This window comes from Mesorhizobium sp. M00.F.Ca.ET.216.01.1.1 (assembly GCF_004010325.2).
Taxonomy (GTDB): Bacteria; Pseudomonadota; Alphaproteobacteria; order Rhizobiales; family Rhizobiaceae; genus Mesorhizobium.
Genome location: NZ_SADR02000001.1, coordinates 20,239 through 43,421, shown reverse-complemented (window position 1 = coordinate 43,421; position 23,183 = coordinate 20,239). Strand labels below are relative to the sequence as shown.

Annotated in this window: 18 protein-coding genes, 1 tRNA gene and 1 pseudogene; 2 read left to right on the top strand and 18 right to left on the bottom strand. The window is 62.2% G+C overall.

All coding sequences use genetic code 11. The features are described 5' to 3' along the window. Positions 1-35 precede the first annotated feature (35 nt). The 5 genes from rpsJ to rpsL form a co-directional block, all read right to left on the bottom strand. Positions 36-344: a 30S ribosomal protein S10 gene (gene rpsJ / locus EN859_RS00250; RefSeq protein ID WP_006205468.1), complete on the bottom strand. Its 309-nt coding sequence runs from the start codon at positions 342-344 to the stop codon at positions 36-38. A 69-nt stretch (positions 345-413) separates the two neighbouring features. Beyond that, positions 414-1,589, bottom strand: a complete 1,176-nt coding sequence (gene tuf, locus EN859_RS00245; RefSeq protein WP_127851844.1) for an elongation factor Tu — start codon at positions 1,587-1,589, stop codon at positions 414-416. A gap of 66 nt (positions 1,590-1,655) precedes the next feature. Further along, the gene (fusA, locus tag EN859_RS00240; protein WP_127851854.1) at positions 1,656-3,746 is read right to left on the bottom strand and encodes an elongation factor G; all 2,091 of its coding nucleotides are present in this window, start codon (positions 3,744-3,746) and stop codon (positions 1,656-1,658) included. Between the two features lie 29 nt (positions 3,747-3,775). Next, positions 3,776-4,246 carry a 30S ribosomal protein S7 gene (gene rpsG / locus EN859_RS00235; protein ID WP_008875664.1) on the bottom strand — a complete coding sequence of 157 codons (471 nt, stop codon included), beginning with the start codon at positions 4,244-4,246 and terminating at the stop codon, positions 3,776-3,778. An 85-nt stretch (positions 4,247-4,331) separates the two neighbouring features. Further along, positions 4,332-4,703: a 30S ribosomal protein S12 gene (gene rpsL, locus EN859_RS00230; RefSeq protein ID WP_006333356.1), complete on the bottom strand. Its 372-nt coding sequence runs from the start codon at positions 4,701-4,703 to the stop codon at positions 4,332-4,334. Between the two features lie 462 nt (positions 4,704-5,165). Here rpsL and EN859_RS00225 point away from each other — a divergent pair, with 462 nt between their 5' ends. Further along, a complete protein-coding gene (locus EN859_RS00225; protein WP_127851853.1) occupies positions 5,166-5,447 on the top strand; it encodes a transcriptional regulator in 282 nt (93 codons plus the stop codon). 130 nt (positions 5,448-5,577) lie between these two features. Further along, positions 5,578-6,513, top strand: coding sequence for a Gfo/Idh/MocA family oxidoreductase (locus tag EN859_RS00220; RefSeq protein ID WP_127851852.1), 936 nt, complete (start codon positions 5,578-5,580; stop codon positions 6,511-6,513). Between the two features lie 49 nt (positions 6,514-6,562). Here the strand turns inward: EN859_RS00220 and EN859_RS00215 are convergent, their stop codons facing one another. From EN859_RS00215 to tuf (EN859_RS00155), 13 genes and pseudogenes are all read right to left on the bottom strand, one after another. After that, positions 6,563-7,228, bottom strand: a complete 666-nt coding sequence (locus tag EN859_RS00215; protein ID WP_127851851.1) for an O-methyltransferase — start codon at positions 7,226-7,228, stop codon at positions 6,563-6,565. Between the two features lie 89 nt (positions 7,229-7,317). After that, positions 7,318-11,514 carry a DNA-directed RNA polymerase subunit beta' gene (gene rpoC, locus EN859_RS00210; protein ID WP_127851850.1) on the bottom strand — a complete coding sequence of 1,399 codons (4,197 nt, stop codon included), beginning with the start codon at positions 11,512-11,514 and terminating at the stop codon, positions 7,318-7,320. Positions 11,515-11,700: 186 nt separating this feature from the next. Then, positions 11,701-15,837 (bottom strand): DNA-directed RNA polymerase subunit beta, encoded by a 4,137-nt coding sequence (gene rpoB / locus EN859_RS00205; protein ID WP_127851849.1) that lies wholly within the window; start codon positions 15,835-15,837, stop codon positions 11,701-11,703. A 256-nt stretch (positions 15,838-16,093) separates the two neighbouring features. After that, the gene (rplL, locus tag EN859_RS00200; RefSeq protein WP_015317993.1) at positions 16,094-16,471 is read right to left on the bottom strand and encodes a 50S ribosomal protein L7/L12; all 378 of its coding nucleotides are present in this window, start codon (positions 16,469-16,471) and stop codon (positions 16,094-16,096) included. Positions 16,472-16,525: 54 nt separating this feature from the next. After that, entirely contained in the window at positions 16,526-17,044 is a 519-nt protein-coding gene (rplJ, locus tag EN859_RS00195) for a 50S ribosomal protein L10 (protein ID WP_127851848.1), read from the bottom strand. A gap of 392 nt (positions 17,045-17,436) precedes the next feature. Continuing rightward, a complete protein-coding gene (gene rplA / locus EN859_RS00190) occupies positions 17,437-18,135 on the bottom strand; it encodes a 50S ribosomal protein L1 (RefSeq protein ID WP_127851847.1) in 699 nt (232 codons plus the stop codon). A 4-nt stretch (positions 18,136-18,139) separates the two neighbouring features. Then, complete coding sequence (rplK, locus tag EN859_RS00185; RefSeq protein ID WP_127851846.1) at positions 18,140-18,568, bottom strand: 50S ribosomal protein L11; 429 nt, start codon at positions 18,566-18,568, stop codon at positions 18,140-18,142. 160 nt (positions 18,569-18,728) lie between these two features. After that, a complete protein-coding gene (nusG, locus tag EN859_RS00180) occupies positions 18,729-19,256 on the bottom strand; it encodes a transcription termination/antitermination protein NusG (RefSeq protein ID WP_126054423.1) in 528 nt (175 codons plus the stop codon). A 27-nt stretch (positions 19,257-19,283) separates the two neighbouring features. Beyond that, entirely contained in the window at positions 19,284-19,487 is a 204-nt protein-coding gene (gene secE / locus EN859_RS00175; RefSeq protein WP_127852287.1) for a preprotein translocase subunit SecE, read from the bottom strand. Between the two features lie 408 nt (positions 19,488-19,895). Beyond that, positions 19,896-19,971: transfer RNA gene (locus EN859_RS00170), tRNA-Trp, on the bottom strand. 131 nt (positions 19,972-20,102) lie between these two features. Beyond that, positions 20,103-20,585 (bottom strand): group II truncated hemoglobin, encoded by a 483-nt coding sequence (locus EN859_RS00165; protein WP_127851845.1) that lies wholly within the window; start codon positions 20,583-20,585, stop codon positions 20,103-20,105. 333 nt (positions 20,586-20,918) lie between these two features. Next, a pseudogene (locus tag EN859_RS00160) lies at positions 20,919-21,827 on the bottom strand (hypothetical protein); the annotation flags it as partial. 180 nt (positions 21,828-22,007) lie between these two features. After that, a partial coding sequence (gene tuf, locus EN859_RS00155) for an elongation factor Tu (RefSeq protein ID WP_127851844.1) occupies positions 22,008-23,183 on the bottom strand: 1,176 nt, incomplete at its 5' end.

The window sequence follows — 23,183 nt, the reverse complement described above, 5'->3', positions numbered from 1 at the left end:
TCAGAGTTCCGGGTCGCCCCGCGCCTCTTGTTCCCTTAGAGCTTGATCTCGACGTCGACACCGGCGGCAAGGTCGAGCTTCATCAAAGCATCGACCGTCTGCGGGGTCGGATCGACAATGTCGAGCAGACGCTTGTGCGTGCGCATCTCGAACTGCTCGCGGCTCTTCTTGTCGACGTGAGGCGACCGGTTGACCGTGAACTTTTCGATCCGCGTCGGCAGCGGAATGGGGCCGCGGACGTTGGCGCCGGTGCGCTTGGCCGTCGACACGATCTCCCGCGTCGAGGCGTCGAGCACTCGGTGATCAAACGCCTTCAGGCGGATGCGGATATTCTGTCCGTTCATGCGTCACTTCCTTGTTCTGGCGCGGCGCGGGCATATCCAGCGCCCGCGACAGATCGGTTTAAGTCCAAATTACTCTTTGATGGTGACGACGATGCCGGCACCGACGGTGCGGCCGCCTTCACGGATGGCGAAGCGCAGCTTCTCTTCCATGGCGATCGGCACGATCAGCTCGACATCGACGGTGATGTTGTCGCCCGGCATCACCATCTCGGTGCCCGCCGGCAGCGACACGATACCGGTCACGTCGGTGGTGCGGAAGTAGAATTGCGGACGGTAGTTGGTGAAGAACGGCGTGTGACGGCCACCCTCGTCCTTGGTCAGGATGTAGGCTTCGGCCACGAACTTCTTGTGCGGCTTGACCGTGCCCGGCTTGGCCAGCACCTGGCCGCGCTCCACGCCTTCACGGTCGACGCCGCGCAGCAGCGCGCCGATGTTGTCGCCGGCCTGGCCCTGGTCGAGCAGCTTACGGAACATCTCCACACCCGTGCAGGTCGTCTTGGTCGTCGGGCGGATGCCGACGATCTCCAGCTCCTCGCCGACCTTGACCACGCCACGCTCGACGCGGCCGGTCACCACCGTGCCGCGGCCCGAGATCGAGAACACGTCCTCGATCGGCATCAGGAACGGCTTGTCCAGCGGACGCACCGGCGTCGGGATGTAGGCGTCGACCTGCGCCATCAGCTCGCGGATCGCGTCCTCGCCGATCTTCTTGTCGCCATCTTCCAGAGCCGCAAGCGCCGAACCCTTGACGATCGGAATGTCGTCGCCGGGGAACTCGTTCTTGGTCAACAGCTCACGCACCTCGAGCTCGACCAGCTCCAAAAGCTCGGCGTCGTCGACCTGGTCGACCTTGTTCAAAAACACCACGATCGACGGCACGCCGACCTGGCGGGCCAGCAGGATGTGCTCGCGGGTCTGCGGCATCGGGCCGTCGGCGGCCGACACCACCAGGATGGCGCCGTCCATCTGCGCGGCACCGGTGATCATGTTCTTCACATAGTCGGCGTGACCGGGACAGTCGACATGGGCATAGTGGCGGTTGGCCGTCTCGTATTCGACATGCGCCGTCGAAATGGTGATGCCGCGGGCCTTTTCTTCCGGTGCCGCATCGATCTGGTCGTAGCGCTTGTATTCGCCAAAATACTTGGTGATCGCCGCCGTCAGCGACGTCTTGCCATGGTCGACGTGACCAATCGTGCCGATGTTCACATGAGGCTTAGTGCGCTCGAATTTACCTTTTGCCATGTGATGTCTCCATTCCTGCTCGCCCGTTAGGGCCTTGAATTAAGTTATCGCTGCAACCCGTTCGAGTTACGCGTATTTCTTCTGGACTTCCTGGGCGACCGCGGTCGGCACCGGCTCGTAATGGTCGAACTGCATCGTGTAAGCCGCACGGCCTTGGCTCATCGAGCGCAGGTTGTCGACGTACTTGAACATGTTGGCGAGCGGCACCATCGCGTTGATAACCACCGCCACACCGCGGGCCTCCTGGCCCTGGATCTGGCCGCGACGGCCATTGAGGTCGCCGATGACGCTGCCGACGTAATCTTCCGGCGTCACCACTTCGACCTTCATGATCGGCTCGAGCAGCTGCACGCCAAGCTTGGGCGCCGCTTCACGGAAGCAGGCACGACCGGCGATTTCGAAGGCGAGCACCGAGGAGTCGACATCGTGGTAGGCGCCATCGATCAGCGTCGCCTTGACGCCGATCATCGGGAAGCCGGCGAACGGGCCGGACGTCATGACGCTGTTGATGCCCTTTTCGACACCTGGGATGTATTCCTTCGGCACGGCGCCGCCGACGATCTTGGACTCGAACAGGAATTCGCTGCTTTCCGGATTCGGCTCGAACAGGAGCTTGACGCGGGCGAACTGACCGGTACCGCCGGTCTGCTTCTTGTGCGTGTAGTCCTGCTCGTGCTTGCGGGTGATTGTCTCGCGATAGGCCACCTGCGGCGCGCCGACATTGGCCTCGACCTTGAACTCGCGGCGCATGCGGTCGACGATGATGTCGAGGTGCAGTTCACCCATGCCGGAAATGATTGTCTGGCCGCTTTCCTCGTCGGTCTTGACGCGGAAGGACGGATCCTCGGCGGCCAGGCGATGAAGGGCGAGGCCCATCTTCTCCTGGTCGTTCTTGGTTTTGGGCTCGATGGCGATCTGGATGACCGGATCGGGGAATTCCATGCGCTCGAGGATAACCGGATGCAGCGGGTCACAGAGCGTGTCGCCGGTGGTGGTATCCTTGAGGCCGGCCAAGGCGACGATGTCGCCAGCGTAAGCCTCTTCGACGTCGGCGCGCGAATTCGCATGCATCTGCAGCATGCGGCCGATGCGTTCCTTCTTGCCCTTCACCGTGTTGTCGACCGAGACGCCCTTGCTGAGCTTGCCCGAATAGATGCGGGCAAAGGTAAGCGAACCGACGAACGGGTCGTTCATGATCTTGAAGGCGAGCATCGACAGCGGCTCGTTGTCATCGGCGTGACGCTCGATCTCGGCGTCGGTCTTGGCGTCGACGCCCTTGATGGCGGGAACGTCGGCCGGCGACGGCAGATATTCGACGACGGCGTCGAGCAGCGGCTGCACGCCCTTGTTCTTGAAGGCCGAGCCGCAGAACATCGGGTAGAATTTCACCGCGATGGTGCCCTTGCGGATCAGCGAGCGAATCTCATCGTTATCAGGCATCTTGCCTTCGAGGTAGTTTTCGAGCGCTGTCTCATCCATTTCGACAGCGGCCTCGATCATCTTCTCGCGGTATTCTTCGGCACGAGCCTTGAGGTCGGCCGGGATCTCGACGACATCCCAGGCAGCGCCCAGCGTCTCGTCGCGCCAGACCAGCGCGTTCATCTCGACGAGGTCGACGACGCCCTTGAACTCGGTCTCGGCGCCGATCGGCAGCTGCATGACGACAGCCTGCGCACCAAGGCGCGAGCCGATCATTTCGACCGAGCGGTAGAAGTCAGCGCCGATCTTGTCCATCTTGTTGCAGAAGATCATGCGCGGCACGCGATACTTGTCGGCCTGGCGCCAGACGGTTTCCGTCTGCGGCTCCACGCCGGCATTGGCGTCGAGCAGCGCAATGGCGCCGTCGAGCACGCGCAGCGAACGCTCGACCTCGATGGTGAAGTCGACGTGGCCGGGCGTGTCGATGATGTTGAAGCGACGCATCTTGCCGTCACGGCCCTTCCAGAAGGTCGTGGTCGCAGCCGACGTGATGGTGATGCCGCGTTCCTGCTCCTGCTCCATCCAGTCCATGGTGGCAGCGCCGTCATGGACTTCGCCGATCTTGTGCGACTTGCCCGTGTAGTAAAGGACACGCTCGGTGGTCGTCGTCTTACCGGCGTCGATATGAGCCATGATACCGAAATTGCGGTAATCTTCGATTTTATATTCGCGGGCCATGGGAGGTGCCTCTCAGTCTCGTTCGCGCTTTACCAGCGGTAGTGCGCGAAGGCGCGGTTGGCTTCTGCCATCTTGTGGGTGTCTTCACGCTTCTTGACGGCAGTGCCGCGGTTGTTGGCCGCGTCCATCAGCTCACCGGAGAGGCGGTCGACCATGGTGGTCTCGTTGCGGTTGCGGGCGGCAGCGATCAGCCAGCGGATGGCCAGCGCCTGACGGCGCTCGGGACGCACGTCGACCGGAACCTGATAGGTGGCGCCGCCGACGCGGCGCGACCGCACTTCCACATGCGGCGCGACATTGTCGAGCGCCTGGTGGAAGACGGTGACCGGCTCCTGCTTGGTCTTGGACTGGACCTGGTCGAGCGCGCCGTAGACAATGGTCTCAGCAACCGACTTCTTGCCGTCATACATGACGGCGTTCATGAACTTGGTGACGATCAGATCGCCGAACTTCGGGTCCGGATTGATCTCACGCTTTTCTGCACTGTGACGACGGGACATTTTTTCTCTGCCTCAATTCTGCGTGGTGGCCTGGATCCCGGATCGTCGCTTCGCTGCGTCCGGGATGACCTTCGCTACGCTTCGGTCACTTCGGACGCTTGGCGCCGTATTTCGAACGGCGCTGCTTGCGGTTCTTCACACCCTGCGTGTCGAGCACGCCGCGGATGATATGGTAGCGGACGCCCGGAAGATCCTTGACGCGACCGCCGCGGATCATGACCACGGAGTGTTCCTGAAGGTTGTGGCCTTCGCCGGGGATGTAACCGATCACCTCAAAACCATTGGTCAGACGGATCTTGGCCACCTTGCGCAGCGCAGAGTTCGGCTTCTTCGGCGTTGTTGTATAGACGCGCGTGCAGACACCCCGCTTCTGCGGGTTCTGCTGCATGGCCGGGACCTTGTTGCGCTTCACCGGCGCAATGCGCGGCTTGCGGATCAGCTGGTTGACGGTAGGCATTAAACCCTCTTGTCTCTCAATTCCGTGTCTTGCCCGGTCAGGGCCGCTCAAAGCGTCATTTCCATACGCAAATTCGGGCCACAAACCGCGCCTCGCGGTCTTGCCCGAACAAATGGCAGAGGAAGCGGAAACCGCTTCGTGCACGCCGGAAATGTCTTTTCGCTCGTAAAACGAACCCTGTTTGAGGCAAACTCCAAAGCGTGTCGCTTCGGAAGTGAGAGCCTCACATCGGTTCTGACTGGGCGGCTTCTACTCGCAAGCCTGCTGCCCGTCAACCCCGGAGCGCCAAATATTGCGCCGTAACCGAGGCTTGGCAGCCATGCGAAAAGCGCATGTAATTTTCTTTCGCCGTTTTGCAAGTGGAAGGAAGAAAGTGACCGGCTTTTGGCTGTTGCGCGGGCCTGCTTCATGCGAAAAGGCGGCATGAACAGTGCAAATCCCCTCGCCCGGAGGACTCTACCCGTGAACGACAATGAGGAGCGCCCGGTCACCATCATCACCGGCCGGGTGTGGAAGAGGAAGGGCGGCAAACCGGAAGGCGTCCACGTGATGCTGGTCGCGCCCGACGACGATTCGGCGGTACGCCGCGCGCTCGAATCGCTCGCCGCCGAAGGCTATGCCGAGGCCGAGCTCGACCAGATCGGCGACATGGACGGCGTGCCCGACGAAGAGCCGCATCTGTCCGCCTATCAGGGCGCGGTCGAAGGCGAAGTCTCGATCGTCACCTTCGACGTGCCGGCCTGACCGGAAGGCTGTCGGGTGCCGTGGCCCCGGCCGTGGCGTCGGTCCCGTGCGGCTTGCCCGGCATCGGTTCTCTGCTAAGAACCAGTCTCGGCTAAAACCAAGCGCGTTTCCAAAACTTGCGGAGTCTCCCATGTCCCTGAATAGCGGTCCCATCAAGCTCGGCATCGTCGGCGTGGGAAAGATTGTCCGCGATCAGCATCTTCCGGCTCTGGCGAAGGACCAGGACTACCGCCTCGCCGCCGCCGCCAGCCGGCACGGCAAGGTGGACGGCATCCCTAATTTCCCGACCATCGAGGCGATGCTCGACGCCGTGCCCGAGATTGAGGCCGTGTCGCTCTGCATGCCGCCGCAATACCGCTACGATGCCGCGCGGATGGCGCTGGCGGCGAAAAAGCATGTCTTCCTGGAAAAGCCGCCCGGTGCCACGGTCAGCGAGGTCGAGGACCTGAAAAAGCTGGCGGAGCGACAAGGCGTCTCGCTGTTCGCCAGCTGGCACTCGCGCTATGCGCCGGCGGTCGAGGCCGCGCGCGCCTTTCTCGGCTCGACCCGGATCAGCTCCGCCGCCATCGACTGGAAGGAAGACGTGCGCCGCTGGCACCCGAACCAGGAATGGATCTGGGCTCCGGGCGGCTTCGGCGTCTTCGATCCCGGCATCAATGCGCTGTCGATTGCCACCCACATCCTGCCGGCGATGTTCATCACCTCGGCGATCCTCGATTTTCCCGAAAACCGCGCCGCCCCGATCGCCGCGCATGTCGCCTTCCGCACCTCGAACGGATTGCCGGTGATGATGGAACTGGACTGGCGTCAGACCGGCCCGCAAAGCTGGGACATCGTGGCCGAGACGGACAAGGGCTCGATGGTGCTATCGGGCGGCGGCTCGAAGCTCGCCATCGATGGCCGCGTCGTTCATAAAGAGCCGGAAGCCGAATACCCGATGCTCTATAAACGCTTCGCCGAGATCGTGCGCGCCGGCGTTTCCGATGTCGATCTCGCTCCCCTCCAACACGTCGCCGACGCCTTCATGCTCGGCAAGCGCAATGTGGTGGAAGCGTTTTTCGACTGAGACTGCGGGCGTCGACCGGATTGCACGTCCGACCGCTCACCGCGCAAGTTCAATTGACGATCGCAATGGCGAACCCGTCATAGCCCTTGGCGCCGACAGTCTGGATGGCGGTGCCATCCAACCGCTTGTCGCCGCCGATGAACGAGAATGCTGCGCGTGCCCCTTCGACATAGGCGTCGTGGCCATCCTCATTCAGCACGGCGCCGTCACGGATAACGTTGTCGCAGACGACGACGGTTCCCGGTCGCGAGAGGCGCATGGTCCAGGACAGGTAGTTCGGGTTGTTGGGCTTGTCGGCGTCGATGAAGATGAGATCGAACGGCCCGGCATTCTCAGCACTCAGCGCGGCCAGCGATTGAAGCGCCATTCCCACCCGCAGTTCCACCCGTTCCGACACCCCTGCCCGCTCGAAGTTTGACCGCGCGACCCTGGCATGGTGAGGATCGAGTTCAAGTGTCACGATCCTGCCATCCGAAGGCAGCCCGCGCGCCATCCAGATCGTCGAGTACCCGCCCAGCGTGCCGATTTCGAGAACATTTCTCGCTCCCTGAATACGCACCAGAAGTGAGAGCAGCTTGCCTTGCGCCGGCGAGACGTCGATCGGCGGCAGGCCCTGATCGTGGTTGGCCGCTAGAACGGCATCAAGGACGGGGTCTGCCTCGAACAGGGAGCCAACAATGTAGTCGTCTACTGCCGTCCATATCCTCTTACTCATCGCCTTTCCTCTCCGTTTCAAATGCAGGAAGCCAAAACGCGAAAAGGGGCCACTTGGGCCCCTTTCCTTATTCTTTCTTGCATGCCGCCTTACTGCGCGGCGTTGACCATGTCGGTCAGCATCGGGCCAGCGGCCTCGGCGCCCGACGCCTTGCGGCGCTCGTCGATGATCAACTCGTCGCGCGAGGTGGCGATGCGCCGGATTTGGCTCATCGTGCCGCCAGTGCCGGCCGGGATCAGCCGGCCGACGATGACGTTTTCCTTCAGCCCCTGCAGCATGTCGGTCTTGCCAGCAACCGCTGCTTCCGTCAGCACCCGGGTCGTCTCCTGGAAGGAGGCGGCCGAGATGAAGGACGGCGTCTGCAGCGAGGCCTTGGTGATGCCGAGCAGCACCGGCTGGCCTTCGGCCGGCTTCTTGCCGTCCTCGATCAGCCGCTCGTTGACCTCTTCCAGCTCGATCACGTCGACGTGGTCGCCCGGAATGTAGGTCGAGTCGCCCTGCGTGGTGATCTCGACCTTCTGCAGCATCTGGCGAACGATCACCTCGATGTGCTTGTCGTTGATCGACACGCCCTGCAGGCGGTAGACCTCCTGGATCTCGTTGACAAGGTAGGAGGCAAGCGCCTCCACGCCCTTGATCGCCAGGATGTCGTGCGGCGCCGGATTGCCGTCGAGGATGTAGTCGCCCTTCTCGATGACGTCGCCGTCCTGGAGATGGAACGGCTTGCCCTTCGGGATCAGGTATTCGACCGGCTCAAGCGTCGAGTCATGCGGCTCGATGATGATGCGACGCTTGTTCTTGTAGTCGCGGCCGAAGCGGACCGTGCCGTCGATCTCTGCGATGATGGCGTGATCCTTCGGACGGCGTGCCTCGAACAGCTCGGCAACACGCGGCAGACCGCCGGTGATGTCCTTGGTCTTGGCGCTTTCCATCGGGATACGCGCCAGCACGTCGCCGGGGCGAACATGAGCACCCGGCTCGACCGAGAGAATGGCCTCGACCGAGAGCAGGAAGCGGGCGTCGCCGCCCTTCGACAGCTTGCCGACTTTGCCCTTGGCGTCCTGGACGACGATCGCCGGCTTGAGGTCGTTGCCGCGTGGCGTCGAACGCCAGTCGATGACCTCGCGCTTGGTGATGCCAGTCGATTCGTCGGCCGTTTCCTGGACGGAAATGCCGTCGACCAGATCCTCGAACGCAACCCTGCCCTCGATTTCGGTGAGGATCGGGCGGGTATAAGGATCCCACTCGGCGATACGCTGGCCGCGCTTCACCTTGTCGCCATCGTCCACGAAGATGCGCGAACCATAGGTGACGCGGTGCGTGGCGCGTTCCTTGCCGGCTTCGTCGAGGATCAGCACCGCCATGTTGCGGCCCATGACCATCTGCTGGCCGTCGGAGTTGCGCACCACGTTGCGGTTGCGGATCTCGACCTTGCCCTCATACGAGGCTTCAAGGAACGAGCTGTCCACCACCTGCGCCGTTCCACCCATGTGGAAGGTACGCATGGTGAGCTGGGTACCCGGCTCGCCGATCGACTGCGCCGCGATGACGCCGACAGCCTCGCCCTGGTTGACAGGGGTGCCGCGGGCCAGATCGCGTCCGTAACAGACCGCGCAGACGCCGGTCCTGACCTCGCAGGTCAGCGCCGAGCGGATGCGGACCGACTGCACGCCGGCCTTTTCGATCAGCTCCACATCGCGCTCGTCCATCAGCGTTCCGGCCTTGACCAAAACCTCGCCCGACACCGGATGGGTGATGTCGTCGAGCGACGTGCGGCCGAGAACGCGCTGGCCAACCGAAGCGACGACCTGACCGGCATCGACGATCGGCTGCATGGTGAGGCCCTTGTCGGTGCCGCAGTCGACCGAGTTGACGATGCAGTCCTGCGCCACGTCGACCAGACGACGGGTGAGGTAGCCCGAGTTCGCCGTCTTCAAGGCGGTGTCGGCCAAGCCCTTGCGGGCGCCGTGGGTCGAGTTGAAGTACTCGAGCACGGTGAGGCCTTCCTTGAAGTTCGAGATGATCGGTGTCTCGATGATCTCACCGGACGGCTTGGCCATCAGGCCGCGCATACCGGCAAGCTGGCGCATCTGGGTGGGCGAACCGCGCGCACCCGAATGCGACATCATGTAGATCGAGTTCATCGGCTTTTGACGGCCGTTGTCCTCGAACTCGACCGCCTTGATGCGGGCCATCATCTCGTCGGCGACCTTTTCCGAGCACTTGGCCCAGGCGTCGACGACCTTGTTGTACTTCTCGCCCTGCGTGATCAGGCCGTCATTGTACTGCTGCTCGTATTCCTTGGCCAAAGCCTCGGTCTCGGAGACCAGCTTGATCTTGGCATCCGGGATCAGCATGTCGTCCTTGCCGAACGAAATGCCGGCGCGGCAGGCGTGGCTGAAGCCGAGGGCCATGATACGGTCGCAGAAAATGACCGTCTCCTTCTGACCGCAATGCCGGTAGACGGTGTCGATCATCTTGGAGATGTTCTTCTTGGTCATCTCCTGGTTGGCGATGTCGTAAGGCACGTTGACGTTTTTCGGCAGAAGTTCGCCGATGATCATGCGGCCAGGCGTGGTGTCGTAGATCTTCGACACGACCTTGCCGTCGGCGTCGACCGTGCGGAAGCGACCCTTGATCTTGGCGTGCAGCGTCACCGCCTTGGTCTCCAGCGCATGCTGGAGTTCGCCCATGTCGGCAAACACCATGCCTTCGCCTGGCTCGTTCTGGTTGACGATCGAGAGATAGTAGAGACCGAGAACCATGTCCTGCGACGGCACGATGATCGGCGCGCCGGAGGCCGGGTGCAGGATGTTGTTGGTCGACATCATCAGCACGCGGGCTTCAAGCTGCGCTTCCAGCGACAGCGGCACGTGAACGGCCATCTGGTCGCCGTCGAAGTCGGCGTTGAAGGCCGTGCAGACCAGCGGATGCAGCTGGATCGCCTTGCCTTCGATCAGGATCGGCTCGAACGCCTGGATGCCGAGGCGGTGCAGCGTCGGCGCGCGGTTCAGCAGCACTGGATGCTCGCGGATGACCTCGTCGAGGATATCCCAGACTTCCGGACGCTCCTTCTCGACCAGCTTCTTGGCTTGCTTGACGGTCGAGGAGAACCCCTTGGCGTCGAGGCGGGCGTAGATGAAGGGCTTGAACAGTTCGAGCGCCATCTTCTTCGGCAGGCCGCATTGGTGCAGCTTGAGCTCCGGACCGGTGACGATAACCGAGCGGCCCGAATAGTCGACGCGCTTGCCAAGCAGGTTCTGGCGGAACCGGCCCTGCTTGCCCTTGAGCATGTCGGACAGCGACTTCAGCGGACGCTTGTTGGCGCCGGTGATGACGCGGCCGCGGCGGCCGTTGTCGAACAATGCGTCGACGGCTTCCTGCAGCATGCGCTTTTCATTGCGCACGATGATGCCAGGCGCACGCAGCTCGATCAGCCGCTTCAGGCGGTTGTTGCGGTTGATGACGCGGCGATAGAGATCATTGAGATCGGACGTGGCGAAGCGGCCGCCGTCCAGCGGGACGAGCGGGCGCAGGTCCGGCGGGATCACCGGAACCACCTTCATGATCATCCATTCCGGACGGTTGCCGGACTCCATGAAGTTCTCGACGACCTTGAGCCGCTTCAGGTACTTCTTCTGCTTGAGCTCGGAAGTGGTCGAAGCCAGCTCCGAACGCAGGTCGCCGGCGATCTTCTCGAGATCCATGCCGGCCAGAAGGTCGTGGATGGCCTCGGCGCCGATCATGGCGGTGAAGCTGTCCTCGCCATACTCGTCGACAGCCATCATGTACTCTTCCTCACTGAGGAGCTGGTGCTCCTTCAGCGCGGTGAGGCCGGGCTCGGTCACGATGTAGTTCTCGAAGTAGAGAACGCGCTCGATGTCCTTCAGCGTCATGTCGAGCAGCGTGCCGATGCGCGACGGCAGCGACTTCAGGAACCAGATATGGGCGACGGGCGCGGCCAGTTCGATATGGCCCATGCGCTCGCGGCGGACCCGCGACAGCGTGACTTCGACGCCGCACTTCTCGCAGATGACGCCCTTGTACTTCATGCGCTTGTATTTGCCGCACAGGCACTCATAGTCCTTGATCGGGCCGAAGATGCGCGCGCAGAACAGACCGTCGCGCTCCGGCTTGAAGGTGCGGTAGTTGATGGTCTCCGGCTTCTTGATCTCGCCGAACGACCAGGACAGAATCTTCTCAGGGCTGGCGAGCGAAATCCGGATGGAATCGAACACCTGCGCCGGCGCCTGTGGATTGAAGAGATTCATGACCTCTTGGTTCATGCCGTTCTCCTTTTCGGGGTCCTCGAAAACCCCTTGTATCTAGCGCGGGCCAGACGCCCGCCGACTTGATCGGCCATCGGCCGAAGAAACTTTCTTGTTTGAGCATGATCTTGGCCGGTAGCCACTTTTCGGGATCATGCTCGGCGCTCGGTCGCAGGAACCCTTTCCCGCGACCGAGCGTATTGCCTACTCGGCTGCGTCGGGCAGCCGGACAGGGGCTTCGTCGAGCTTGGTGTTCTCCAACTCGACATTGAGGCCGAGAGACCGCATTTCCTTGACGAGAACGTTGAAGCTCTCGGGGATGCCGGCCTCGAACGTGTCGTCGCCTCTGACGATCGCCTCGTAGACCTTGGTGCGTCCGGCGACGTCGTCCGATTTAACCGTCAGCATCTCCTGCAGCGTGTAGGCGGCGCCGTACGCTTCGAGCGCCCAGACCTCCATCTCGCCGAAGCGCTGGCCACCGAACTGCGCCTTGCCGCCCAGCGGCTGCTGGGTAACGAGTGAGTACGGTCCGATCGAACGCGCGTGGATCTTGTCGTCCACGAGATGATGGAGCTTCAGCATATATATGTAGCCCATCGTCACTTTGCGATCGAACGGCTCGCCCGTGCGCCCGTCATAGAGCTGCGACTGACCGCTGGTGTGCAGACCCGCCTGCTCCAGCATGACGTTGATGTCGGCTTCGTGGGCGCCGTCGAACACAGGTGTCGCGATGGAGACGCCGCGGCGCATCTGCTCGCCGAGGCGAACGATGCTGTCGTCATCATAGTCGCGGACCTGCTCGTTGCGGTCGTTGGCCGGAATGAAGCTCTCGAGCGTCTTGCGCAGCGGCTTGATGTCGCCGCCCGCCTTGTACGCATCGATCAGCTCGCCGATCTTCCTGCCCATGCCGGCGCAAGCCCAGCCCAGATGCGTCTCCAGGATCTGGCCGACATTCATGCGGCTCGGCACACCCAGCGGGTTGAGCACGATGTCGGCATGCGTGCCGTCCTCGAGGAACGGCATGTCCTCGACTGGAACGATCCGCGACACGACACCCTTGTTGCCGTGCCGGCCGGCCATCTTGTCGCCGGGCTGCATCTTGCGCTTCACGGCCACGAAGACCTTGACCATCTTCATGACGCCGGGAGGCATCTCGTCACCGCGCTGCACCTTCTCGACCTTGTCCATGAAGCGCTGCTCGAGCGCCTTCTTGGAATCGTCGTACTGGCCACGCAGGGCTTCCAGTTCGCTCTGGAGCTTTTCGTTCTCCACCGCAAACTGCCACCACTGCGAACGCGGATACTCGTCGAGCATGTCCTTCGACAGCTTCGAGCCCTTCTTGAAGCCCTTCGGTCCGGCAATCGCTTCCTTGCCGACGAGAACGTCGGAAAGGCGCGAATAGACGTTGCGGTCGAGGATGGCCTGCTCGTCGTCGCGGTCCTTGGCGAGGCGTTCAATCTCCTCGCGCTCGATCGCCATGGCGCGCTCGTCCTTCTCCACGCCGTGGCGATTGAAGACGCGCACTTCGACGACGGTGCCGAAGGTTCCCGGAGGCATGCGCATGGACGTGTCACGCACGTCCGACGCCTTTTCACCGAAGATGGCACGCAGAAGCTTTTCTTCCGGCGTCATCGGGCTTTCGCCCTTCGGCGTGATCTTGCCGACCAGGATATCGCCCGGCTGCACTTCCGCACCGATATAGACGATACCGGCCTCGTCGAGGTTCTTCAGCGCTTCTTCCGAGACGTTCGGAATGTCGCGCGTTATTTCCTCCGGCCCGAGCTTGGTGTCGCGGGCCATGACCTCGAACTCCTCGATGTGGATCGAGGTGAAGACGTCGTCGGCGACAATGCGCTCGGACAAGAGGATCGAGTCCTCGTAGTTGTAGCCGTTCCACGGCATGAACGCGACCAGCACGTTACGGCCAAGCGCCAGATCGCCAAGCTCGGTCGACGGACCGTCGGCGATGATGTCGCCCTTGTTGACCCGGTCACCCATGCGCACCAGCGGACGCTGGTTGATGCAGGTGTTCTGGTTCGAACGCTGGAACTTCATCAGCCGGTAGATGTCGACGCCGGACTTGCCGGGATCGAGATCTTCGGTGGCGCGGATGACGATACGCGTGGCGTCCACCTGGTCGACGACGCCGCCACGGCGGGCGCCGATTGCCGCACCCGAGTCACGGGCGACGATCGGCTCCATGCCGGTGCCGACGAACGGCGCTTCGGCGCGCACCAGCGGCACGGCCTGACGCTGCATGTTCGAGCCCATCAGAGCGCGGTTGGCGTCGTCGTTCTCGAGGAATGGGATCAGCGCCGCCGCCACCGACACCATCTGCTTCGGCGACACGTCCATCAGGTCGACGTTTTCGCGCGGCGCCATCATCACTTCGCCGGCGTTGCGGCAAATGACGAACTCGTCGACGAAACCACCGTTCTCGTCGAGCTCGGCGTTGGCCTGCGCGACGTGGTGCTTGGCCTCTTCCATCGCCGACAGGTAGACGACCTCATTGGTCAGCTTGCCGTTGACGATCTTGCGGTACGGGCTCTCGATGAAGCCGTACTTGTTGACGCGCGCGAAGGTGGCCAGCGAGTTGATCAGACCGATGTTCGGGCCTTCCGGCGTCTCGATCGGGCAGATGCGGCCGTAATGCGTCGGGTGCACGTCGCGCACCTCGAAGCCAGCGCGCTCGCGGGTCAGACCACCAGGTCCAAGCGCCGAGAGCCGGCGCTTGTGGGTGATCTCCGACAGCGGGTTGGTCTGGTCCATGAACTGCGACAGCTGGGAGGAACCGAAGAACTCGCGCACGGCGGCGGCCGCCGGCTTGGCGTTGATCAGGTCCTGTGGCATCACCGTGTCGATCTCGATCGAGGACATGCGTTCCTTGATCGCACGCTCCATGCGCAAGAGGCCGACGCGGTACTGGTTCTCCATCAGCTCGCCGACCGAGCGCACGCGGCGGTTGCCGAGATTGTCGATGTCGTCGATCTCGCCCTTGCCGTCGCGCAGTTCGACCAGCGTCTTGACCACGGCCAGGATGTCTTCCTTGCGCAGCACGCGCACGGTGTCCTCGGCCTTCAGCTCGAGGCGCATGTTCATCTTGACGCGGCCGACAGCCGATAGGTCATAGCGCTCGCTGTCAAAGAACAGCGAGTTGAACATGGCTTCTGCGGTCTCGAGCGTCGGCGGCTCGCCCGGGCGCATGACGCGGTAGATGTCGAACAGCGCGTCCTGGCGGCTCTCGTTCTTGTCGACGTTGAGCGTGTTGCGGATGTAGGCGCCGACATTGACGTGGTCGATGTCGAGAACCTTGATCTCGTCCTCACCCGTACCGAGAAGCACTTTCAGCGTCTTTTCGTCGATCTCGTCGCCGGCTTCGAGGAAAATCTCGCCGGTTCCATAGTTGACGATGTCCTCGGCAAGATAGTTGCCGAGCAGGTCCTCGTCGGTCGCCTTGATCGCCTTGAGACCCTTTTCGCCGAGCTGGCGAGCCTGGCGGGCAGTGATCTTCTTGCCGGCCTCGACGACGATCTCGCCGGTGTCGGCATCGACCAGATCGCCGACAGCCTTGAGGCCGCGGAAACGCTCGACGTTGAATGGAATGCGCCAATGGTCGCCGGCGCGCTTGTAGCTGATCTTGTTGTAGAAGGTCGACAGGATCTCCTCGCCGTCCATGCCGAGCGCCATCAGCAGCGACGTCACCGGAATCTTGCGGCGGCGGTCGATGCGGGCATGCACGACGTCCTTGGAGTCGAACTCGATGTCGAGCCACGAGCCGCGATAGGGAATGACGCGCGCGGCAAACAGCAGCTTGCCGGACGAGTGCGACTTGCCCTTGTCATGGTCGAAGAAGACGCCCGGCGAACGGTGCATCTGCGAGACGATGACGCGCTCGGTGCCATTGACGATGAAGGTGCCGTTCGAGGTCATGAGCGGCATGTCGCCCATGTAGACGTCCTGCTCCTTGATGTCCTTGATCGACTTCGCACCGGTATCCTCGTCGATATCGAACACGATGAGGCGCAGCGTCACCTTCAGTGGCGCGGCATAGGTCAGGTCGCGCTGACGGCATTCGTCAACGTCGAATTTCGGTCCTTCGAACTCGTACTTCACGAATTCCAGCATCGATGAGCCGGAAAAATCTGAGATCGGAAAGACCGACTTGAAAACAGCCTGCAGTCCCTCGTCCGGACGCCCGCCCTTGGGCTCGTCCACCATCAGGAACTGATCATAGGATGCCTTCTGAACCTCGATCAGGTTCGGCATCTCCGCAACTTCCGGGATCTTTCCGAAGAACTTGCGTACGCGTCTGCGGCCATTGAAAGTCTGTGTCTGGGCCATCGTCGCTCCTTAGCTCGATTCTCGGGGCGAGCCTCGCCGCGGCTCGCCTTGCATTCACGGCCGCCTCGGCGGCGGCCCTCTTATCTGTTCCCCAGCCGCCTGTTGGCGGCCGGCTGAAACGGGAGAAAACCCGTTTCCTGAAGGCCGATTTCGGCCCTCAGGAAAGAGGTTTTCGTGGACTTGCCCGGTTACGCTGGGCTCCCCCGATACCAGGGGGATGGCGGACGGCACGAAGCCGCCCGCCGAACTGTAACGCTTACTTCAGATCGACCTTGGCGCCGGCTGCTTCCAGCTGGGCCTTGAACTTGTCCGCGTCGGCCTTGGAAACGCCTTCCTTGACCGGCTTCGGAGCCGCCTCGACCAGGTCCTTGGCTTCCTTGAGGCCAAGACCGGTGATCGCGCGGACTTCCTTGATGACGTTGATCTTCTGAGCGCCTGCCTCGGTGAGGACGACGTCGAATTCCGTCTTTTCCTCGACCGGAGCAGCAGCAGCCGCAGCACCGCCGGCAGCGGCAACCGCCACCGGAGCAGCAGCCGAAACGCCCCACTTTTCTTCCAGAAGCTTCGACAGCTCGGCCGCCTCGAGGACGGTCAGCTTCGAAAGGTCGTCTACGATCTTTGCCAGATCAGCCATTGCAATATTCCTTCGTAAGGTTCGAACGTGTGTTTGTGATAGCGAGGAACGGCCTCATGCCGCCTCGTCCTTCCGGGCGTAGGCGCCGATGACGCGCGCGACCGAAGCCGCAGGCGCATTGACGATCTGGGCGATCCGGGTTGCCGGCGTGGCGATCATGCCAACCAGCCTGGCGCGCAGCTCATCGAGCGACGGAAGTGTGGCGAGTGCCTTCACACCGTCGGCATTGAGCGAGGTGGTGCCCATTGCGCCGCCGAGAATGACGAGCCTGTCATTTCCCTTGGCGAAATCGGACGCGACCTTCGGCGCCGCAATCGGATCCTCCGAATAAGCGATCAGCGTCTGTCCCTTGAACAGGTCGATGATCGATGCGGAGTCCGTGCCCTGAAGAGCGATTTTGGCGAGACGGTTCTTCGCGACTTTGACGGTGCCACCGGCGGCGCGCATTTTCGACCGAAGGTCGTTCATTTGCGCGACGGTGATACCGGCGTAGTGGGCCACGACGACTGAACCAGCGTTCGTAAACGCATCATTCAGGCCCGTGACGAGTTCGCGTTTTTCCGCTCTGTCCACTGCCTATCTCCAGTTGACCCCTGCCCCATTCACGAGGACAGGCGTCGGGTTGCCTTTTGCCGGCCGGGCCATCCAGTAACGGATCTCCCGAACGACGCTCGAGGATCCTGCCCCCTTTCGCCACACCCGACGGACTAACCGGCGGATGCGCAGACAAAAGGCAAACACGGTTCGAACCTTTCATTGGAGCTGTCGCTCCTTTGTCCGGTCTTCACCCGTCTCATGCAGGCCCACATGAATTAAGGCCCCTTCAATTAGGCTTGAGGGCCGCCTGCAATCTCGGACAGGATGTCCGGAAGCCTTTCGACTTCCGGTACCGGGCCGCCAACAAGTCGAAGGCCCGGAATTCTTTTGCGGATCAGCCGTTTAGCGGCAGATCAAGTCAGTTCGTATCAGGACGCTGCAAGCGTCGAGACGTCGAGCTTGAGGCCCGGGCCCATCGTCGAGGTGATCGACACCTTCTTGACGTAGTTGCCCTTGGCACCAGCCGGCTTCGCCCTGTTCACCGCGTCAGTGAAGGCGCGGACGTTCTCTTCCAGCGCCGTGACGTCGAACGAGACCTTGCCGACGCCAGCCTGGACGATTCCGGCCTTCTCGACGCGGAACTCGACCGCGCCGCCCTTCGATGCCTTGACGGCGGCGGCGACATCGGTGGTGACGGTGCCGACCTTCGGGTTCGGCATCATGCCGCGCGGGCCCAGCACCTTGCCGAGACGGCCGACCAGCGGCATCATGTCCGGCGTGGCGATGCAGCGATCGAAGTCGATCGTGCCCTTCTGGACGATCTCGACCAGATCCTCGGCACCGACGACATCGGCGCCGGCAGCCTTGGCTTCCTCTGCCTTGTCGCCGCGCGCGAAGACGGCGACACGGACACTGCGGCCGGTGCCGTTCGGCAGGTTGACCACGCCGCGGACCATCTGGTCGGCATGGCGCGGGTCGACGCCAAGGTTCATCGCCACTTCGATGGTCTCGTCGAACTTCACCGAGGAACGATCCTTGAGCAACTTCAGCGCCTCACCCAGGCCGTAAGCCTTGTTGGGGTCGAGGCCTTCGCGGGTCTTCGATACACGCTTTGCAATCTTTGCCATGATCTCAGCCCACCACTTCCAGACCCATCGAGCGGGCGGAGCCCTCGACCATGCGCATGGCCGCCTCGACATCGTTTGCGTTCAGATCCTTCATCTTCTGCTCGGCGATGGCGCGCACCTTGTCGCGGCCGATCGTGCCAGCCTTGACCTTGCCCGGCTCCTTCGAGCCCGACTTCAGGTTCGCCGCCTTCTTCAGGAAGTAGCTCACCGGCGGCGTCTTCATGACGAAGGTGAACGACTTGTCCTGGTAATAGGTGATGACGACCGGAATCGGCGATCCCTTTTCCATTTCCTGGGTCTGCGCGTTGAACGCCTTGCAGAACTCCATGATGTTGATGCCGCGCTGACCAAGCGCCGGGCCGATCGGGGGCGACGGCGTAGCCGAGCCCGCGGAAACCTGGAGCTTGAGCTGGCCCGCAACTTTTTTAGCCATCTCTTTTCCTGCCTTTTCTCATGCCGGCCATGCCGGCGGTTGCAGTCTGGTGGTGCGGTTCCTGCGGCCGGCTAAAGCCACATTCGCCTCCCACCCGTTTTTCAGGCCGCGCGATTTCCGCACCGCCTCCCCTGCAACCGACCGGCGCAGGGATTTCGGATCAGCCCTTTTCGACTTGTCCGAATTCCAGATCGACAGGCACCGCGCGCCCGAAGATCGAAACTTCCACCTTAAGCCGCGCCCGCTCCTCGTCCACTTCCTGGACGAAACCGTTGAACGACGCGAACGGACCGTCCGAAACGCGGATCGCCTCACCGATCTCGAAAGTGACCGACGGCTTCGGCCGCTCGACACCTTCCTGAACCTGGTTCAGGATGCGCTGGGCCTCGGTTTCCGTGATCGGCACCGGCTTCGAGTCACCCAGGAAGCCGGTGACCTTCGGCGTGTTCTTCACCAGCGAGAACACCGCATCGGTCAAGTTGGCCTTCAACAGCACATAGCCCGGAAAGAACTTGCGCTCGGCATCGACCTTGCGGCCGCGGCGTATCTCGACGACCTTCTCGGTCGGCACCACGATCTGCTCGATGTCGCCGGACAGGCCCTTCTGCTTGGCCTTGTTCTCGATGTCCTCGGCGACCTTTTTTTCAAAGTTCGAATAGGCGTGGACGATGTACCACCGCGCAGTCATTTCACGACTTCTCCGTAATCGCCGGACTTACTGTCCAAGGCCCAGAATTTTCTCGACCGCAAAGCCCATGGCTATATCCGCGGTGAAGAAAAAGATCATCGCGATGACCGCGAACACAAGCACCATCACCGTCGAGATCATCGTTTCGCGCCGCGACGGCCAAGTTACCTTGGCAGTCTCCGCGCGAACCTGCTGGAGAAAGGTGAAAGGATTTGTGGTTTTCGAAGCCATGTGCCGCCTGTCTTCGAGATCCGTTGGCCGGATCTCCTGGATGATCCCGCTGACCGGGACGTGCCGCCTGAGCGCTTGCCTGCGCTGAATCAGCGCAATCATTCCGCCCATGCAAATCGGACGCGTAAAGCCGGCTTCCCAGCTCCACGCGTCGCGTGTCTGTTTCGTCTACATAAAACCGATTCTTGATCCACGCAAGTGGCAAGTGTCCGCTTTATGGCCAAACACCGCCTCGGAACCATCCAGTCGTCCCGTCCCGGCTATAGGGGCTCTTATGCCTCAACCAACGCTATATGGCAAGTCTCCTGCCTTTTTTCAAAGGCCGCGCCGAGAAAAACCAACGCAAGGCCCCGAAAAATCGGCACGATCTTGGCTGCGGTGCTTGGTTCGGATTGACCATTCTGAGAATGGCACGGGCAGCAGGGCTCGAACCTACGACCTGCGGTTTTGGAGACCGCCGCTCTACCAACTGAGCTATGCCCGTATGTGCGCAAATCGGCGCAGCAGGCGCTTCCTAAAAGCTTCCGCGCGCTCTGTAAAGAGTGGTCTGAGGTCCATTCATATCCTTCGCCAAAAATCCGGATAGGCCCGGATAGGCAATGACCACCGCTGTCCTCAGTCCCTCACCGGCGGCTTGTACGGTCCGCCGGGCACGCCCCAGCCCCAGGCCGGCATCGGTTCCGTCTCAGGGTCGCAGGTCTCGCCGAGGTTGGAATTCATCTTGGCCAGCCGCGATCCCCATTCGATGTAGGCCATGAAGGCCGAGCGGAATTCGGGATCGTCCGGCAGCCCGACCGCGTCGGCGGCATCGGCGAGAAGATTGATCCAGCGCCGGCGCTGTTCCTCCGTCAGGTGCTTGCCCAGATGGTGCATCACCATCTCGCGGTGGCCGCCATGCTGTTCGCTATAGGTCTTCGGTCCGCCGAAGACCTCGCCGATGAAGGCCGCGACATGGGCGGGATGGTCCGACGACATGTTCTTGAACACCGGCCCCACAACCGGATCCTGAGCCACCTTGTCATAGAAAGTCTGGGTCAGGCGGCTCAGTGCCTCGGTTCCGCCAGCCCATTCGAACAATGTCGGGACGTCCTGGCTCATTCTCGATCCTCCAGCCTTGCTGTCAGCGGCCGTGGACGATAGCGGAAACATCGGGCGTCGCTCAACCTACCTCGATGGCCAGTCTTGCTGCCTCGATTGCCAGTCTGGGTCGGCTCCGGTGCCTACGACTTGGAAGCGTGTTGGCCTGCGCTTTGGACGCCGATACCACGCGGCAGATGGTGGCACCCGTCAGTTCGTCGGCCGATTCAAGCCCGGTCGTCAGCGCATGTCTCCGCTATCGTCGCGCTGCATGGGCTCGACCGCTGCGGCGGTGACAGCCTCGGCGCTTGCCGTCGCGACATTGACAGGCGTCGTGGCTCTCTGTGCCTGGACCGGAATTTCCCTGCAATTCGCGGGCTGCGGATCTGCTTTGCATATGGTTGCCGCAGTCAGCAGCTCGACGGCATCCAGGCTGGTAACGAGCTTCATCTGAAGCATGTCTTCCGGGGCCAGCTGGCGAATGTCGCTGGCCGGCGTGTCCTTCATCGTTTCGAGCACGCCCTGGTCGACGCCCATTTCCTTCAGATAGGCCGCCAGCCGTTTCTCCACCGCCTTGCTCATCTCGTAGGTCTTGTAGCTGCCGGCATTCTTTCGGCTGATGATTTTCGTGTTGAGGATCTTCTTCTTGCCTCTTACCACGCGGTAGGTGGTCCGGTACTGCAATTTCGTCCGGATATAGGTGGTGGTGATCTGATGGACGCCGAGATAGGCCCACTGCCCGACCACACGCCGGATGCCGCCGGCAAACATCAGCGGACAGGCGGAATTGCAGATGGCGCCGCCGGCGTAGGGATTGCCGAAATAACGGGCGTCCTTCCCGTCTTTTTCCCTGCAGTCCTCCACATCTGGCTGACAACCGACAAACCAGGTTTTGCCGACCGCTATATCGAGCTTGTTCTGGCGGATCAGCCGGCCGAGCATCAGCGCCGCATCGACGTTGCCGCCGGGAGAATCCACGACAACAGGCAGTTCTCGACCGCCAAGCGCTTTCAGCGTGCTCTTGAATAGCACGGGCGTTCCGGCCTCTATCGTACCTTCGGCCGATATCCATTCCGGGCAAGTGGGCTCGCAGCCCGGTGCATTGCTGCGGACGATGACAAACCGCATCGTCGGACCAAGATCCGATTTGAATTTTTTTGCTTCCACCGCGAGCGCGGCACCGCCCATGACAAGGGACGACACCAGGCAGACCAGCACCAGCGGCCACCATGCCTGACCATGCAAACGGCGCCATGCGGCCATTTGAAAAAGCCCCCTCGATGCAACCTATACTAGTTGCGGCGGGGATGCTTGCAACAGCCTTCGAAGCAACGACCCGGATAATCTTTGCGTCCGACACATGAAGAAAAGGCGCACATGCAAAAAGGGCAGCCCGAGGACTGCCCTTTCGCATTCGATCCTGACCGGCTAGCGCCGGCGCGATTACTCTTTGATGGTGACGACGATGCCGGCACCGACGGTGCGGCCGCCTTCACGGATGGCGAAGCGCAGCTTCTCTTCCATGGCGATCGGCACGATCAGCTCGACATCGACGGTGATGTTGTCGCCCGGCATCACCATCTCGGTGCCCGCCGGCAGCGACACGATACCGGTCACGTCGGTGGTGCGGAAGTAGAACTGCGGACGGTAGTTGGTGAAGAACGGCGTGTGACGGCCACCCTCGTCCTTGGTCAGGATGTAGGCTTCGGCCACGAACTTCTTGTGCGGCTTGACCGTGCCCGGCTTGGCCAGCACCTGGCCGCGCTCCACGCCTTCACGGTCGACGCCGCGCAGCAGCGCGCCGATGTTGTCGCCGGCCTGGCCCTGGTCGAGCAGCTTGCGGAACATCTCCACACCCGTGCAGGTCGTCTTGGTCGTCGGGCGGATGCCGACGATCTCCAGCTCCTCGCCGACCTTGACCACGCCACGCTCGACGCGGCCGGTCACCACCGTGCCGCGGCCCGAGATCGAGAACACGTCCTCGATCGGCATCAGGAACGGCTTGTCCAGCGGACGCACCGGCGTCGGGATGTAGGCGTCGACCTGCGCCATCAGCTCGCGGATCGCGTCCTCGCCGATCTTCTTGTCGCCATCTTCCAGAGCCGCAAGCGCCGAACCCTTGACGATCGGAATGTCGTCGCCGGGGAACTCGTTCTTGGTCAACAGCTCACGCACCTCGAGCTCGACCAGCTCCAAAAGCTCGGCGTCGTCGACCTGGTCGACCTTGTTCAAAAACACCACGATCGACGGCACGCCGACCTGGCGGGCCAGCAGGATGTGCTCGCGGGTCTGCGGCATCGGGCCGTCGGCGGCCGACACCACCAGGATGGCGCCGTCCATCTGCGCGGCACCGGTGATCATGTTCTTCACATAGTCGGCGTGACCGGGACAGTCGACATGGGCATAGTGGCGGTTGGCCGTCTCGTATTCGACATGCGCCGTCGAAATGGTGATGCCGCGGGCCTTTTCTTCCGGTGCCGCATCGATCTGGTCGTAGCGCTTGTATTCGCCAAAATACTTGGTGATCGCCGCCGTCAGCGACGTCTTGCCATGGTCGACGTGACCAATCGTGCCGATGTTCACATGAGGCTTAGTGCGCTCGAATTTACCTTTTGCCAT